The 16,838-nt window shown below is 29.2% G+C and carries 21 protein-coding genes; all 21 read right to left on the bottom strand.

Annotation, left to right across the window (positions count from 1 at the left end):
- Nucleotides 1–4: 4 nt before the first annotated feature.
- The 21 genes from ispG to JWYL7_RS04515 all read right to left on the bottom strand — a co-directional run bounded on the left by ispG (nt 5) and on the right by JWYL7_RS04515 (nt 16,836).
- Nucleotides 5–1,051: a flavodoxin-dependent (E)-4-hydroxy-3-methylbut-2-enyl-diphosphate synthase gene (gene ispG, locus JWYL7_RS04615; protein ID WP_083528277.1), complete on the bottom strand. Its 1,047-nt coding sequence runs from the start codon at nt 1,049–1,051 to the stop codon at nt 5–7.
- An 11-nt stretch (nt 1,052–1,062) separates the two neighbouring features.
- A complete protein-coding gene (rseP, locus tag JWYL7_RS04610) occupies nt 1,063–2,058 on the bottom strand; it encodes an RIP metalloprotease RseP (RefSeq protein ID WP_066069617.1) in 996 nt (331 codons plus the stop codon).
- 12 nt (nt 2,059–2,070) lie between these two features.
- Entirely contained in the window at nt 2,071–3,219 is a 1,149-nt protein-coding gene (locus JWYL7_RS04605; RefSeq protein ID WP_066069612.1) for a 1-deoxy-D-xylulose-5-phosphate reductoisomerase, read from the bottom strand.
- A 48-nt stretch (nt 3,220–3,267) separates the two neighbouring features.
- Nucleotides 3,268–4,044, bottom strand: coding sequence for a phosphatidate cytidylyltransferase (locus JWYL7_RS04600; RefSeq protein WP_066069609.1), 777 nt, complete (start codon nt 4,042–4,044; stop codon nt 3,268–3,270).
- Between the two features lie 17 nt (nt 4,045–4,061).
- Complete coding sequence (gene uppS, locus JWYL7_RS04595; protein ID WP_066069606.1) at nt 4,062–4,790, bottom strand: undecaprenyl pyrophosphate synthase; 729 nt, start codon at nt 4,788–4,790, stop codon at nt 4,062–4,064.
- 36 nt (nt 4,791–4,826) lie between these two features.
- The gene (locus JWYL7_RS04590) at nt 4,827–5,027 is read right to left on the bottom strand and encodes a hypothetical protein (RefSeq protein ID WP_066069603.1); all 201 of its coding nucleotides are present in this window, start codon (nt 5,025–5,027) and stop codon (nt 4,827–4,829) included.
- A gap of 1 nt (nt 5,028) precedes the next feature.
- On the bottom strand, nt 5,029–5,586 hold the full coding sequence (gene frr, locus JWYL7_RS04585) for a ribosome recycling factor (protein WP_066069600.1): 558 nt from the start codon (nt 5,584–5,586) through the stop codon (nt 5,029–5,031).
- 3 nt (nt 5,587–5,589) lie between these two features.
- Nucleotides 5,590–6,303, bottom strand: coding sequence for a UMP kinase (gene pyrH / locus JWYL7_RS04580; protein WP_066069598.1), 714 nt, complete (start codon nt 6,301–6,303; stop codon nt 5,590–5,592).
- Between the two features lie 65 nt (nt 6,304–6,368).
- Nucleotides 6,369–7,286: a translation elongation factor Ts gene (tsf, locus tag JWYL7_RS04575; protein ID WP_066069596.1), complete on the bottom strand. Its 918-nt coding sequence runs from the start codon at nt 7,284–7,286 to the stop codon at nt 6,369–6,371.
- A gap of 53 nt (nt 7,287–7,339) precedes the next feature.
- Nucleotides 7,340–8,059, bottom strand: coding sequence for a 30S ribosomal protein S2 (gene rpsB / locus JWYL7_RS04570; RefSeq protein WP_066069593.1), 720 nt, complete (start codon nt 8,057–8,059; stop codon nt 7,340–7,342).
- Between the two features lie 145 nt (nt 8,060–8,204).
- A complete protein-coding gene (locus JWYL7_RS04565; RefSeq protein WP_066069590.1) occupies nt 8,205–8,618 on the bottom strand; it encodes an endolytic transglycosylase MltG in 414 nt (137 codons plus the stop codon).
- On the bottom strand, nt 8,615–8,941 hold the full coding sequence (locus JWYL7_RS04560) for a hypothetical protein (protein WP_066069587.1): 327 nt from the start codon (nt 8,939–8,941) through the stop codon (nt 8,615–8,617). The genes JWYL7_RS04565 and JWYL7_RS04560 overlap by 4 nt, the downstream gene beginning before the upstream one ends.
- A gap of 14 nt (nt 8,942–8,955) precedes the next feature.
- Entirely contained in the window at nt 8,956–10,362 is a 1,407-nt protein-coding gene (locus JWYL7_RS04555) for a flagellar assembly protein A (RefSeq protein WP_066069584.1), read from the bottom strand.
- Between the two features lie 18 nt (nt 10,363–10,380).
- Entirely contained in the window at nt 10,381–11,124 is a 744-nt protein-coding gene (locus JWYL7_RS04550) for a sigma-70 family RNA polymerase sigma factor (protein WP_066069582.1), read from the bottom strand.
- A 17-nt stretch (nt 11,125–11,141) separates the two neighbouring features.
- The gene (locus JWYL7_RS04545) at nt 11,142–11,453 is read right to left on the bottom strand and encodes a hypothetical protein (RefSeq protein ID WP_066069579.1); all 312 of its coding nucleotides are present in this window, start codon (nt 11,451–11,453) and stop codon (nt 11,142–11,144) included.
- A 15-nt stretch (nt 11,454–11,468) separates the two neighbouring features.
- Nucleotides 11,469–11,954, bottom strand: a complete 486-nt coding sequence (locus tag JWYL7_RS04540; protein ID WP_066069576.1) for a chemotaxis protein CheD — start codon at nt 11,952–11,954, stop codon at nt 11,469–11,471.
- Nucleotides 11,944–12,612 carry a chemotaxis protein CheC gene (locus tag JWYL7_RS04535; RefSeq protein ID WP_331722109.1) on the bottom strand — a complete coding sequence of 223 codons (669 nt, stop codon included), beginning with the start codon at nt 12,610–12,612 and terminating at the stop codon, nt 11,944–11,946. Before JWYL7_RS04535 ends, JWYL7_RS04540 begins: the two co-directional genes overlap by 11 nt.
- A 70-nt stretch (nt 12,613–12,682) precedes the next feature.
- On the bottom strand, nt 12,683–13,111 hold the full coding sequence (locus tag JWYL7_RS04530; protein WP_066069571.1) for a chemotaxis protein CheW: 429 nt from the start codon (nt 13,109–13,111) through the stop codon (nt 12,683–12,685).
- Entirely contained in the window at nt 13,108–15,132 is a 2,025-nt protein-coding gene (locus JWYL7_RS04525) for a chemotaxis protein CheA (RefSeq protein ID WP_066069568.1), read from the bottom strand. The genes JWYL7_RS04530 and JWYL7_RS04525 overlap by 4 nt, the downstream gene beginning before the upstream one ends.
- 3 nt (nt 15,133–15,135) lie before the next feature.
- On the bottom strand, nt 15,136–16,203 hold the full coding sequence (locus JWYL7_RS04520) for a protein-glutamate methylesterase/protein-glutamine glutaminase (RefSeq protein WP_066069563.1): 1,068 nt from the start codon (nt 16,201–16,203) through the stop codon (nt 15,136–15,138).
- Entirely contained in the window at nt 16,204–16,836 is a 633-nt protein-coding gene (locus JWYL7_RS04515) for a flagellar brake protein (protein ID WP_066069560.1), read from the bottom strand.
- Nucleotides 16,837–16,838 lie beyond the last annotated feature (2 nt).

Genomic DNA, 16,838 nt, shown 5'->3' with positions numbered 1-16,838 from the left:
TTACCTAGAATTTTATAATTTCATCTATTAATTCTTTTACCATATTTTCGGCTTTTATTTTTCTAACAATTGCTCCCTTTCTAAAAAATAAGCCTTCGTTCTTACCGCCTGCAATTCCTATATCAGCTTCTCTAGCTTCTCCAGGGCCATTAACTGAACATCCCATTATTGCAACAGTCATATTTTTATCTATATTTTCTACACGCTCCTCAACTTTAGATACAATATCAATTAAATCTATATTACATCTTCCACAAGTTGGACATGATATTATTTGTATACCTTGTTTCTTAATGCCTAGACATTTGAGAATTTCTCTTGCTATTAATATCTCTTCTTTAGGATCCCCTGTCAAAGAAACTCGTATAGTATCTCCTATACCATTTATAAGTAAATACCCAATACCTATTGATGATTTAACTGTACCCTTTTTAACACTACCAGCCTCAGTTATTCCTATATGAAGAGGATAGTTTACTTTTTGTGACATGATTTCATATGCTTTTATAGTTGTGTATATATCACTCGATTTCAATGATATAACTATATTATCAAAGTCCATACTTTCTAATAAGTTTACATGTCTTAATGCGCTCTCTACTAATGCCTGTGGTGTAGGTCTTCCATATTTTTGAATAAGATCCTTCTCTAAAGATCCTCCATTTACTCCAACTCTAATTTTTATTTTTCTGTTCTTCGCTTTTTTTACTATCTCTCTTACCCTATCTAAACTCCCTATATTTCCAGGGTTTATTCTTAGTCCATCTATTCCCTGATTTATTGCTTCTAAAGCTAACCTGTAATCATAATGTATATCTGCAATTAATGGTATATTTATACTTCTTTTTATTTCTCCTAATTTCTGTGCTGCTTCCATATCTGGAACTGCAACTCTTATTATGTCACATCCTATTTCTTCTAATTCCTTTATTTGTTTTACGGTACTATATACATCTTTTGTATCTGTATTTGTCATAGATTGTATAGTTATAGGGTTGTTACCCCCAATTTTTATATTTCCACAGATAACTTCTTTAGTTAACTTCTTCAAAATATCACCTTCTATTTGATTATTCTTAAGATATCTTTGTATGTTATAAATATAGTTAAGGCCATTAATAAAGCAAATCCTATTAAATGAACAGTATTTTCCCTCTCAGGACTTATTTTTTTACCTCTTATTCCTTCTACAATCAAAAACAAAATTCTACTTCCATCTAAAGCTGGAATTGGAAGCAAGTTTAAAAGTCCTAGATTAATACTTATTATTGAAGCTAAGTAGATTACATTTAACATTCCTACTTGAGCAGCTTGCCCTACCAAATTCAATATACCTACAGGTCCAGTTACTTCTGTAGCCGATGCTTTTCCTGTTATAGTTCTAAATAAGAAATTTAACATATCACTTAATATATAATAAACCCTATATACTGAATATTTGAATGATAATAAAATATTTCTTTCTTGTTTAGGAAGTATTCCTATAATTATTCTTCCTTCTTCCTGTACAGGTTTAACAATATATGTGTATAAACTCTTATCTCTTTCAACTTTTATATTTATTTGTTTGCCTTCAGAAAAGTTAATTTCTTTAACAACATCATCCCAAGTTTTAACTTTACTATTATTTATTTCAACTATTCTATCTCCAGGCATTATGCCAGCCTGTTGAGCAGGAAGATTTTGTATTGTATCTTTTACAATAGTGGTTGGTATACCAGTATTTATAAAAATAATCATAAATAAAATCACTGCTAATACAAAATTCATGACAGGTCCTGCTAAAATTATACTTATTCGTTCAAGCACTGATTTATTGCTAAAACTCTTAGGGTCATCGGATGATTCCTCTTCTCCTTCCATCCTTACGTATCCCCCTAAAGGTAATGCTCTTATAGTGTACTCCGTTTCATAACCTCTATAACTAAATAATTTCGGTCCCATTCCTATAGCAAATTCGTATACTTTTACACCAACCATCTTAGCAATAGCAAAGTGTCCTAACTCATGAAAAAAAACTATCACTCCAAAAACTAAAAAAGATACAAGTATATTCATTTCTTCACCTTCCTATTTTATACTTTTTGTAACAAAATCTCTAGTCCATTCATCTATTTGTAGAATTTCTTCAAGTGTTGGTTCTTTAATAAATTCATGTTTTTCCATTGCTACTTCTATGTATTTAGGTATGTCGTAAAAACCTATACTTTCCCTTAGAAATTCACTCACTAAAACCTCATTAGCTGCATTCAATACTGTTGGATAAGTTCCATCTAAATGTATAGCTTCATATGCTAATCTTAAACACGGGAAAGTATCCATATCTGGCTCTTCGAATGTAAGTGTAGCTACTTTAGCTAAGTTTAATCTTTCAAAATTATTAGATATTCTACACGGATATCCCAAAGCATATTGTATAGGAAGCTTCATATCTGGGTTCCCTAGTTGAGCTATAACTGACCCATCAATGAATTCAACCATAGAGTGTATTATGCTCTGTGGATGTACCAAAACTTTTATATTTTCTACATTTATATCAAACAGCCATTTAGCCTCTATAATTTCTAATCCCTTGTTCATTAAAGTTGATGAGTCTATAGTTATCTTGCTGCCCATGTTCCAATTTGGATGTTTTAGTGCCTCAGATTTTGTTACATTTATAAGTTCATTTTTTTTCTTTCCTCTAAATGGCCCTCCTGAAGCTGTAAGAATTATATTTTCTACATTTTTTATATCTTCTCCATTTAAACACTGAAATATAGCTGAATGTTCGCTGTCAACTGGTATTATTTTAGAATTGTATTTTTTCGATTCTGACATTACTAGTTTACCACCAGTAACTAAAGTTTCTTTATTTGCTAAAGCTATCGTTTTTCTAGATTTAATAGCTTCAATTGTAGGTATTAACCCTATCATTCCTACTAATGCTGTTAACACAATATCTACTTCTTCCATTGAACTTATATATTTTAATCCATCCATACCATGAAGAACTTCAATTTGAGTATTTTGTAACATATTCTTCAATTTTATTGCTTCGTTTTCTTCATAAACCACTACTACTTTAGGCCTGAACTCTTGAATTTGCTCTAAAAGCATATTAATATTGGACTTTACAGCTAACGCAGTAACATTAAACTTATCCTTATTCTCTCTTATTACATCTAAAGTTTGTATTCCTATAGATCCTGTAGAACCTAGTATAGATATATTTTTCATATTTTCACCCTTTCTCACTAATACTAATAGCTTCAGATATATCTGAAGCTATTTTATAAATATTGAAACATAATGATATACAACAGGTGCTGTGAATATAATGCTATCAAATCTATCTAATATACCTCCGTGACCAGGTATTAATTTTCCATAATCTTTAATGTTTACGAATCTTTTCACACTTGAAGCGAATAGATCTCCTACTTGAGCGAATATACTTCCCATAAATCCTATTATAACCATATCTAAAACATTTTGATTAGTTAAATAACCAAATATAACACATGAAATTATGCTTCCTATTATCCCGCCTATGCTTCCTTCTACTGTTTTTTTAGGACTTACTTTTGGTATCAATTTGTGTTTTCCGAAAAAATACCCACTAAAATAAGCAAAAGTATCCGTCATCCATGCTATTATAAATATCAACCATATAAAATCCCCTTGTATCCCATCTTTAATAAGTACTATATGACTCATAAAATAGGGGATATATATTATACCTAAAAGTGTGATTGCTATATCTATAACATTATATTTTTCAGAAAATAATAATATACTAGATATAAAAAACAACAAAAGAATAAGTGCATTTATGTAGTTTATGCCAACTCTAAATACAAAAAATAAAAAAAATACAGCTGAGGTTATATACCCAAGACATGTTACTACATTTATTCCCTTTAATCTAAATGCTAGATAAAACTCTCTAAACCCTATTACCGAAACAACGAAAACTCCTATATAAAGGGGGAGTCCTCCATTAATCAATACGTAAAATAGAATTGGAAGTAATGCTAGTGATGATAATATTCTTTTAACCATACAAAATATACCCCCTATTAAACGGATCCAAATCTTCTTTCTCTATTCTGATAGTCTAATATAGCTTCGTGTAAATGATTCTTCTTAAAGTCAGGCCAGAACACATTTGTAAAATATAATTCTGTATATGCAATTTCCCATAATAGAAAATTACTTATTCTGTACTCACCACTAGTTCTTATAAGAATATCTGGATCTGGTAAATCTTTTGTAGTTAAGTATTTTTTTAAAAAATCTTGATCTATATCATTAATGGTAAACTTTTTCTCATCATAATCTCTCAAAATATCAATAATAGCATGCTTTATATCATTTCTGCTTCCATAATTTAAAGCCAATGAAAGAACTAATCCCGTATTATTTTTGGTAATTTCTATTGATTCATTCAATTTTTCTAATGCTACTTTAGGTAAATAAGATATATCCCCAATAGCATTTAATCTTACATTGTTTTCATGTAACTGCTTTACTTCTTTTTTTAAGTATTCTACTAGCAACGTCATTAATGCATTGACTTCTTCAGTAGGTCTTTTCCAATTTTCTGTAGAGAAAGCGTATAAAGTTAAATATTTAACTCCTAATCTACTACACTCTTGAACAATTTCTCTTATTGTTTCTACTCCTGCCTTATGCCCAAAAGTTCTAGGCATAAATCTTTTTTTAGCCCATCTTCCATTACCATCCATTATAATAGCTATATGTCTAGGAATATTACTAATATCAATTTGAATATTTGTATTATTCATACCAATCCTCCGTATATAATTATATTTTTCCATCCCTTATGATAGAGGGATGGAAAAATATGTAACAGTCAAGTATGCCTTATTATTATTAATTTCTATATTTACTACTCTAGGTACTTTTAAAATATCTGTATCTTTATATCCTACTGTTTCTATAATTTCAAATTCAATATTATTATCTTTTAATATTTTTTTAGCTTGACTAAGCTCAGTGCCTAAAATTTTTTCTAGGTCCACACTAAACCTCCATAATTTCTTTACTTTTCTTTTCCAACATTTCATCTACAAGTTTAATGTGTTTATCTGTTATTTTTTGTACTTCATCTTGAGCTTTCTTTAAATCGTCTTCAGTTAACTCTCCATCTTTTTGCATTTTTTTTAGTTTATCATTAGCATCTCTTCTTTCGTTTCTTAGTGCTACTTTTGCACTTTCGCCTGTTTTATTTACTACTTTTAGAAGGTCTTTTCTTCTTTCTTCTGTAAGCTGAGGTATTACTATTCTTATAACTTTACCATCATTTGTAGGATTGAAACCTAAATCTGCATTTTGTATAGCCTTTTCTATATTATTTAAGGCTGACATATCCCATGGTTGAACAATTAATGTTCTAGGTTCCGGAGCAGATACCGTAGCTAACTGTTTTAATGGAGTTGCTGATCCATAGTAATCTACAACTACTCTATCTAACATAGTAGGATTAGCTCTTCCAGCTCTTATTACACTTAATTCTTCTTTAAGTACTGATATAGTCTTTTGCATTTTTTCTTCTAAAGCTTTGTGTACTTCCAATTTCATATCTTATTCCTCCTCCACACAGGTTCCTATATTTTCTCCAAGAACTATATCTACTATATTTCTTGGATTATCTAATCCAAATACTCTTATAGGTATTTTATTATCCATGCATAAAGATGTTGCTGTAGAATCCATAACTTTCAATCCTCTTTTTAAAACTTCCATATATGAAAGTTTATCAAATTTTATAGCATTTGGATTTACTTTTGGATCACTATCATAAACCCCATCTACCTTTTTAGCAAGCAATATAACTTGCGCTTCTATCTCTGCAGCTCTTAAAGCAGCTGCAGTATCTGTAGAAAAATATGGATTTCCTGTTCCAGAAGCAAATATAACTACTCTTCCTTTATCTAAGTGACGTATAGCTTTTCTTCTTATGTAAGGTTCTGCAATTTGTCTCATTTCAATAGCTGTCTGAACTCTAGTTAAAACACCTAAATTTTCTAATGCATCTTGCATAGCAAGAGAATTTATAACTGTTGCAAGCATACCCATATAATCTGCTGTACTTCTATCCATTCCCTCGCTAGATCTTCCTCTCCAGAAATTTCCTCCACCTACTACTATTGCTACTTCTACTCCTAAATTATGTAACTCCTTTATAGATAATGCTATCTGATTTACAATATCATTATCTATTCCAAATCCTTTTTCTCCTGCTAAAGCCTCTCCACTTAATTTTAACAACACGCGCTTATATACTGGTTGTCTCATAAAAAAGGTCCTCCATTCATATTTTCAAAAAAGAGAACACTACAGTGTTCTCTTTTTTCTTTTAACTAGTTCTTAAGTTGCTTAGCAACTTCCTCTGCAAAGTTTTCTTCTTTCTTTTCTATTCCTTCTCCAACCTCGAATCTTACAACGTCAGATATATTTATAGAAACACCTAATTTGTTTTCATATTCTTTAACAAGTTGTCCTACAGTAATGTCTGGATTTTTAACAAAAGACTGATCTAGTAAGCATACTTCTTTTAGTTGCTTATTTAATCTTCCCATAACCATTTTCTCAACTATATCAGCAGGTTTTCCTTCATTTAATGCTTGTTGCATTAGTATTTCTTTTTCATGAGCTATGTATTCTTGATCAACATCTTTTTGAGATATATACTTAGGATTCATAGCAGCTACTTGCATAGCTATATCTTTTCCTAAAGATATAACTTCTTGTGATTCACTTGAAGTTTCTAATTTAACAAGAACCCCAATTTTTCCTCCACCATGAACATAACCTGCTACCTGTCCATCGTTTATTTCAAATTTCTCAAATCTTCTTATATTCATGTTTTCTCCAATTGTTGCTATCTTAGAATTTAAAACTTCTTTTACTGTAGAATCAGTATCTAAATATTTTTCTTCTAATAATTGCTCAACATCTTGAGCTTGAGAGTTTAAAACTATTTGAGTAACATCTTGAACAAAAGATTTGAATTCATCATTTTTAGCAACGAAGTCAGTTTCAGAATTTATCTCTGTTATAGCAGCAACTTTATTGTCATTTGATATAGCTATAGAAACTAGTCCTTCTGCAGCTATTCTATCAGATTTTTTAGCAGCTTTAGCTAGTCCTTTTTCTCTTAATATGTCAACAGCTCTATTTAAGTCACCTCCTGCTTCTTCTAGTGCTTTTTTACAATCCATCATTCCTGCACCTGTTTTTTCTCTTAGTTCTTTTACCATTGCAGCTGTAATTGCCATACCATCGCCTCCATACATATTATTAAAGGTAAGGGACTATCCCTTACCATATATTATTCTTCTACTACTACTTCTTCTTGTTCGTCTTGAACTCCTTGCTTTCCTTCTAATATTGCATTACCAATAGTAGAAGTAATAAGCTTAACAGCTCTTATCGCGTCATCATTTCCTGGAATTGGATAGTCAACTTCTTCTGGATCGCAATTCGTATCAACTATTGCTATAACTGGTATACCTAACTTGTGAGCTTCCTTTATAGCTATTCTTTCTTTTCTTGGATCTACAACAAATAAAGCTCCTGGTAATTCTTCCATTTCTTTTATACCATTTAGGTATTTTTCTAATTTCTCTTTTTCATGTCTTAGTTTGATTACTTCTTTTTTAGGAAGAACATCAAAAGTACCATCTTCTTCCATTCTCTCTAATTCTCTTAATCTAGCAATTCTATTTTTTATAGTTTTGTGGTTAGTTAACATTCCTCCTAACCATCTTTCATTTACATAGAACATATTTGTTCTTTCAGCTTCTTCTTTTATAGCTTCTTGTGCTTGCTTTTTAGTTCCTACAAAAAGTATAGGTTTTCCGCTTTCAACTACTTCCTTAGTAAACTTGTAAGCTTCTTCAATTTTTTTAACAGTTTTTTGTAGATCGATGATGTAAATCCCATTTCTTTCAGTAAATATATACTGACTCATCTTAGGATTCCATCTTCTTGTTTGATGTCCAAAATGAACACCTGCTTCTAATAATTGTTTCATAGCTATTACTGACATTAAAAACACCTCCATGGTTTTTTCCTCCGCCCTGGTCATCTTCTTAAAATACCCTAAGGCACCATTTTAAGAATTCCAAAGCGTGTGTAATAATTTCACCTTTGATAGTATAGCACATGAAAATTCTATTTACAATATTTTTTAACTAATTAGTTAATATATGTATTATAGATTTCATACTCGAACCTTTTTTAATTTGTTTTTCGCCCACTTTTATTTTTCCATTTAACTGAAGTAAATTAAGCATAAGCTTAAAATCTTCTTTGTTGCTAATAAGTTCATTTTCGTATAAAATATCCACTACCCTATCAGAAGTATATCCAGTTTCAATTTTTATATTCACATATTCTTGATCATTATTTTGTTGTTCTTCTTTTTTAGAAATTTTATCTTTGTTTTCTTCTAAATTTTCATCTAGTTTTATTTCTTGTCTATTTACATCTTTATCATCTAGCTCGTTGCTTAAATTACCGTTATTAATAACTATATTTAACGTAGAACAAATCATCAGTCCCAAAGAAAAGCCCAATAAAAACAGAGAAAGTATAGCTTTTTTCAAGATTTTCCTCCTTTTTTTAGCTTTAACATTAAATCTATCTCTCTTATACTTTTATTTGTCCTTTTTGCTATTTCATGTTTTGAATAACCATTGTTTATTAAAGCTTGTATCCCATTATCATAATCAATCTTAGAAATCTCTTTTTGAGTTAAATTGTTTATTTTAGATTCAAATTCATCCATCTTTTTTATTAAAATTTTTATATGATCACCCGTTAAATCATTTTGACTAACTTTAGTATACTCTAGATACCTTATTAATACAAATATGCTTATTGTAAACATAATTAGTGATATAATTACAATGATGTAATTAATACTCATACAATCCTCCTAATTTAAGCTTTAGTGGTTATGCATGCATTATCTATATAGAACTGAGCAGCGCCTACATCTTCATATATATATTTAACATAAATTCCTATCTTTATCTTTGACCCAGAATATATCTTATCTTGAACTATGACTTTTCCTTGATTTAAGTTATTAATTTTTTCTTCTACAGCCTTTATTTCTTTATTTATTAGTTCTAAATTCTCTGAAAGCTGTTTATATAAAGATAAGCTTTTTACTAGAATTTGTTTTCTCTCCTCAGATATAAAGCTATTACCCATATTTTTCTTAAATAGATTAATTTTCTGTAACAAATCTTCCATATTTTTTTGTATATTTTGTTTTTCTTGAATATATGTATCTAATTTTAGTTTTAACTTAGGATCTGTTCCAACTTCGATGCTAGTTGCTGTTCCCATAGGTGATCCTATAACTTTAGCTAAAACTTCATTCTTAGCTTGTATTGATCCTCCTGCTATCATTCCCTTTTTTCCACTTACAGTTACATTATTTCCACTGGATATAACAGAATGTAAAATAAAATCTGTAACTATATCTCCTTCACATATTACCTTTGCATTTTCTATATATTTGCAAGTTAAATCTTTACCACAATAAATATTTGCTTTTTCGTTTCCCCTTATTCCACCTTTTACTATAAGATTTCCTTTTGATTTAATAATAGCTCCCTCAACAACTCCATTTATTTCTATATTTCCATCTGCTTGTACTAAAAAATTAGATTTAACATCACCATTTATTACTATATCTCCATTAAATCTAATATTACCTGTTGCTGCATCTACATTTGATGGTATATTTAAAACTGTATTTATTTCTATTTTACCATCTTTAAAATCAATTCTTCCATCTTCTGTACTTATAAGTTTAAATCCATCCTCGCTTATCTGTACATTTTTTCCTATCTTAAAATCAACATATTTTCCTACAGGAGCTTTAACTGTTTCTCCTAGCACATTTACACCGTCTATGCCGTTTTTAGGTGGAAACTTTTCTGCAAGGACAGTTCCCTTTTTTATGTTTTCTACATATCCCAATTCTTTAAAATCGATCGTTCCATCTTCTAGTGTTTTAGCTGTAGGTTTCGTATTTATATTAAAATAATATTTTATAAATCCATCTTCTCCTTTTATAGGATCTAAACCTTGTGCTATTTTTACAGGTGAATTGTACATCCTATGAGAAATCATTGTTTCTAGTAAATCTTCGTTTACTCCATATACTACATTATTTCTTTTTAAAAAATCAATTAACTGTTGCTTGTTTATTTGGATATCTTTACATTTTGTCTTTATTGTAAGATATGCTTGCATCATGTTGCCAAATAAACTTAGAACCAGCTCAAAATCTCCGTAATTTTCTTTTATTGTGTTACTTCCCCCTGATTTCATAAAAATCCCCCTTAAAAATTATATAATTTCAAGTTTAGATTTCAGTTTTAAAATGGTTTTACTTATTATCTGTGATATTCTAGATTCTGATATTTTAAGAATACTAGATATTTCTTTATAAGTTAATCCTTCATAATAATATAAATTTATTATTAGTTTTTCTCTATCAGTTAATTTTTCTAAGGCTTTTTTCAGTCTATCAATATCATCTTTTTTTAAGGTCGCTTCTTCTGGACTAGCAAAAATAGATTCATCTTTTATTTGTATTTTGAAATTTTCTTTTAATTCATCTTCTAAAGATACTATATTATATAAACTTGTTTCCTCTAATAGTTTTAAAACCTCTTCTTCTGTTTTGTTCATATCGTTTGCTATTTCTGAAATAGTTGGCTCTCTTCCTAGAGTCATTTCTAATTTGCTATATGTATCTTTTAGTATTTTTGATTTTTGTCTTATACTTCTTGGAACCCAATCTAGATTTCTTATTTCATCTATTATTGTTCCTCTTATTCTTACAGATGCATAAGTTTCGAATTTTATATTTTTATTTGGATCATATTTTTCTATAGCATCTATAAGACCTATTATTCCATAACCTATCAAATCATCGTATTCAATATTTGCACCATAATAATTATAAAGTCTTCCGCATATTACCTTGACCAACTCCAAGTACTTTAAAATTATCTCTTTTTTTATATCTGACTTTAAGTTTTCATCTTTTGTGTTTTTGTACTTATCCCATAACTCCTTGTAATCCATCTATTTCCTCCAAATCTCTATTCTTGCTCTTTGTTAAGATCTGCTAATTTTATTTCTTTAAACTCCTCATCTATCTGCTTTTCGTTATAACTTTCTTTTAAAATATCATTTATATCATCTTTAGTTGGAGGCAACGTAATATTTATTCTACTAGTTTTTACATAGTATTTAAAAATCATATTCAATAAATACATAAATGTGTTCACACAAAGAATTACTATAAAGGTTCTTTTAATAAACTCACTAAAACTTATTTTATTTATAAAAGAAACTATAAAAACTACTAAGAGTATAAAATAGTTAATTATTATTAATAAAGAAGTTTTCATATTTAAACACCTAAACTATATAACTTTCTTTTCTTTTCCTATAGCTTTTATCGTTAAGTCTCCAGTACTACAATCAAACTCTATTGTCCTACCATAGTTTCCTAATACATCCTCTGCAATTATTGGTATTCTAAGCTCTGATAGTACTTGTTTAACAGCCATAACGTTTCTTTTTCCTATGTTTAAGCTTTCATTAGCTGATGCAATTTTAAACATTTGGGCCCCACCAGCTATTTTAGCTATAAGTGAGCTTTTTGACCCTCCTGCATTTATAATATCATTTAACATATATTCTATAGCTGTATCTGCAAATTTAGCTTTATTAAGATTATTCCTTATTTCTTTACTAGATGGCAACATAATATGAGCCATACCCGCTATTTTTTTGAATTTATCGTAAATCACTATTCCTACACAAGAGCCTAAGCCTAGTGTTACAAGTATATCTCCATCTTTTCCTAATTTATAATCTGCCATTCCTACTTTAATACTATTCTTCATCAGTCAACACTCCTAGGCTCTTGAATAATATTTTGAAAGAATCTATATCAGGCATAAGGAAGAACTTAGCAGTTATCTCACTTCCTCCTTCACTTAATTTATTTTCTATTAGAATAATCTTGTCACTTATTGTTCCGTATTCTATTGCTGGCACACTCAATATAGAGCCTGCCATATCTATACTAACTGAAGGTACAGATATATTTATTTTTAAATTAGATAGAGAAGATACAGAGTTTATATAAGAACTCGATAATATATTTCCTATCTCTTGAAGAGCTGAAATTTCTAAATCATTATATTCAAAGTTTTCAACTGGTCTTTGAAATAAAATAGATAATAAATTATTACTCGATGTTATATCTAGTATTAGTAATATTGTTCCATTTATATCTCCATGAAAATTTAGGTATACTCCACAAACCACTAAATCTTCTCCACCTAAAATTTTAACAATTTGTTCTGTATCTAAAATTTCAACTGAAGGAACTTCCATTTCGATTTTTCTATTTATAAGTTCTGAAAGAGATGTAGCAGCATTGCCTGCACCTATGTTGCCTATTTCTTTAATTATATCTAAGTATAAACCCTTTATGTTTTCAACAGAAAATTTCATATTTAAAAGCTCTGAAGAATCTAAAAACTTCTTCTCATACACATTTAAGTGTACATTATGCAGAAGCTCTGCATAGCCTGAGCTTAGGCTGCGTATTCACCCCTTTCAAGTCCTATTTAACATCTAATATTTTATGTTCATCGATAAGTATAACTATTCTATCTTCTAGTTTTCCTATACCTTTTACAAATCCATCATTAAAATTATCATCAACAATATTGTAATCTATATTTTCTTCAGTTATTTCTTTAACTTCTGAAGCTGAGTCAACTATAAATCCAATAAGAATATCGTCTATTCTGTTTACAATTATTCTAGTATCATTAGTATACTCTCCTGATAAGAGGTTAAACCTGTCTTTTAAGTCTATAACAGGCACTATTTCTCCTCTTAAATTTATAACCCCTTTTACATATTTTTCTGTCTTTGGAACTCTAGTTATATTCATCATTCTTTCAATTGTTTGTACATATTCAATATTTATTCCGTAATATTCTTCTCCTAACCTAAAAACTACATATTGAGATTCATTATTTTTCAACTATACCACTCCCTTTGAAATAGAGAATTTGTATCTATTATTAATGCAACGCTTCCATTTCCTAATATAGTAGCTCCAGCTATAAAACTAAGTCCACTTAGATACTTACCTAACGATTTTATAACTATTTCTTGTTGTCCTATTAAGTTATCTACTATTAAGCCTAAATCCTTATCTCCCTTTTTCACTATTACTACTATTATTTCTTTAGAGTTATTTTCACTTTTTCTTTCAACATCTAGCACATTCCCTAGATTTATTAAAGGAAGTGTTTTTCCTCTATATAACACAATTTCCTTGCCTTCTACAATTCTTATATTATCTGTGCTTATGCTTGTTATTTCTTTTATATTATTTAAAGGTATAGCATACTTTTCATCTTCAACTGTTACAAGAAGGGCTTGAATTATAGCTAATGTCAACGGAAGTCTTATTATAAATTTGCTCCCTTTATTTTTTTCGCTTTCTATCTCTACTGTACCACCTAAGGCTTCTATCTTTGTTTTAACTACATCTAGCCCTACTCCTCTTCCTGATATATCTGAAATTTTATCTGCTGTACTAAAACCTGGCGCAAATATTAATTTTGCCGCCTCCTTATCATCCATTATTTCTGCTTGTTCCTTTGTTATTATATTTTTTTCTAAAGCTTTTTTCTTTATTTTTTCTATGTTAAGACCTGAACCATCATCACAAACTTCTATAACTACGTTATTTCCATCTGGATATGCTATAAGCTTTGTAGTTCCAACCTCACTTTTGCCAAGAGATTTTCTTACTTCAGGAGTTTCTATACCATGATCTATAGAGTTTCTAAGTAAATGTATTAAAGGATCGCCTATCTCATCTATAACAGTTCTGTCTACTTCTGTTTCTTCACCTTCCATTATTAGGTTTATTTCCTTGTTTAACTCTTTAGAAAGGTCTCTTACCATTCTAGGAAATCTATTAAATACTCTTTCAATCGGAACCATTCTTACCTTTGTTACTGCATCATGTAAACTTGTTGTTATTCTCTCTAAATATTCTATGGCCTCATTCATATTTTGGCCTTTAAGATCAGTATCTATGTCTTCTAGCCTTGTTTTAACTATTATAAGTTCGCTAACTAAATTCATTAAATTATCTAGCCTATCTATATCAACTCTTACAGTTTTTGAGGTTTTTCCTTTGCGCTGTTTAGACTCTGATTGATCATTCTTGCTTTCTATATTTTGCTCATTATTTTGTTGAATTTTATTTCCTGTGTTTACAGTTAGATTTTTTACTTGATCTAAATTTATACTGTCCTTATCAAAATCTTTTATAGTAACGTCTTTTATCTCTGATATTGCCAAAATCTTTTCCTTAAAATCTTCTTTTTTAAGCTTAGTTAAAGCTATTATATTAAAGTTATCACTGAAATTTTCATCTTCTATGTCTTCCGTAGACGGATTTGAATATATTATTTCTCCATTTTGTTCTACAGCTTTAAATACTAAAAACGCCCTTGCTGCTTTTAATATACAACTTTCTTCAAGTTTTACATTTATCTCGTAACAATTTATTCCCTGATCTTTAGCTTTTTGTGCTATAGATGTTACGTACTGAAAATCGTCTTGAAGTTGTGAAGAACTATCTTTTTCACTATCTGTAGTTTCTACATCATTTAGATTACACAAATTGTTTATTATGTTATCGATTGATCTATCACTTTCTTTTCCTTCAGCTTCTATGTTTTTAACAAACTCATCTAGTATATCTAATCCCTCAAACAATAAGTCTATTATAGCTGTCGTTATTTTTAGCTTTCCTGCTCTTATATCATCTAATACATTTTCCATTTTATGAGTAAGAGTTGCTATTTTTTCAAAACCCATAGTCGATGACATGCCTTTTAAGGTATGAGCTATTCTAAATATTTCATTTACAGTCTCTATTGAATGGTCTTCTTCAAGTTTTAATAAATTTCTATTTAAATTTTCAAGATGTTCTTTAGACTCATCTAAAAACATATCTAAGTATTGCTCTAAATCAAACACTATTTACACCCCCATTAAAGTATTGATTTCTTCACCTATGCTATCAAGTTTTAATACTTTATCTACAACTCCTAAATTAATAGCAACTTTAGGCATTCCAAAGACTACGCAAGTAGATTCATCTTCTGCGATAGTAATTACATTTTCTTTTTTCTTTATCTCTTTCATACCTAAAGCTCCATCTGACCCCATACCTGTCATTAAGACGCATATAGCCTTTTTAAAACTTATTTTTGATAACGAATATAACATAGAATCAACCGAAGGCTTATGGCCTGATACTTTTTCTCCATCATTTAGCTGAATTTTTATACATTTTCCACTTTGTACAAAATTTATATGTCTATCTCCTGGGGCTATATATGCAACTCCATTTCTTACTGTTTCACCATCTTGGGCTTCTTTTACTTGTATATTAGAAATTTGATTTAATCTGTTTGCTAACGATTTTGTAAATCCAGGTGGCATATGTTGAACTATAAATATAGGAGCATTTATATCCTTATTTATTTTAGGAATTACTTGTTGAAGAGCTCTTGGTCCTCCTGTTGATGTTCCTATAGCTACTATATTTTCAATTTTATCACAGCTATTAGAATTTATTTTTATTAAACTTTCCTTAGTCTTATAATCAAAACTAGTTTGATTTGAATTATATGGTCTAACTTTAACTTTAGCTGCTGTTTTTACCTTATCAATAATTAACTTTTTAATTTCATTACTGTTTATCTTGAATATATTAGAAGGTTTAGTTATAAAATCTACAGCCCCTATATCTAAAGCCTGTATAGTTAAGTCTGCTCCATCTTTTGTTAAACTACTCAGCATAACAACTGGCATTGGATTATTTTTCATTATTGATTTTAAAGCATCTATTCCATTCATTACAGGCATCTCTACATCTAAAGTAACTACATCTATATCTTTATTATTTGATATTTTGTCTAGAGCTTCTTTTCCATTTTTAGCTGTGTCTATAATATTTATTTCAGCATCTAAAGACAATATATCTATTATCATCTTACGAATAAATGCTGAATCGTCTACAACTAAAACATTTATTTTTCTCATTTACATCAACCCTTTTTTCATAAGTTTCCTCTGTTCTTTAAATATAAAACCTACTATCTCATTCCTTTCTTTATCTGTTATTTCTATAAAACTTAGTCCTATTTCAAACATATCAGGATTTTTCTCCCATATGCCACTTCTAACTACCTTGCTTTTAATATTGTAAATGTTATTTTCTATATTAATCTTACAAAATATAATGCTATTTTTAGATATAGTTTTGTTAGATAATAAGCTTATTCCTCCACCACTAATATCTTTTGTATATCCCCTTAGAATTAATTGTTTTTCCAAGTCATAAATATCTACAGGAAGCGAAATGTCTAGCCTAAAATAATTTCTTCTTTGTATTTTTTTTATATCAGATACTCTTTTTACGATAAGATATGGAACTGCTGATTTTCTTCTATCTTCAACTACAGCTTGAAATTTAAATACCCCCTTTGATTCTATTGTATAATACATCTCTATCTTTGCCCCTATACGTATGGGTACTAGTGTTGTATTTAGTATAGGAACAGAAATTATATATCTATTTTCCGGTAGTATCTCTAATACTTGACTCATTAAATTTTTATATGTATATTCTTCTGGTACCTCTATTTGAATTTTATGTCCTATTACTGGTTCCATAA

It is taken from the genome of Alkalithermobacter thermoalcaliphilus JW-YL-7 = DSM 7308, assembly GCA_001584565.1.
GTDB lineage: Bacteria > Bacillota > Clostridia > Peptostreptococcales > Peptostreptococcaceae > Alkalithermobacter > Alkalithermobacter thermoalcaliphilus.
This window is presented reverse-complemented; position numbering and strand designations above follow the sequence as displayed.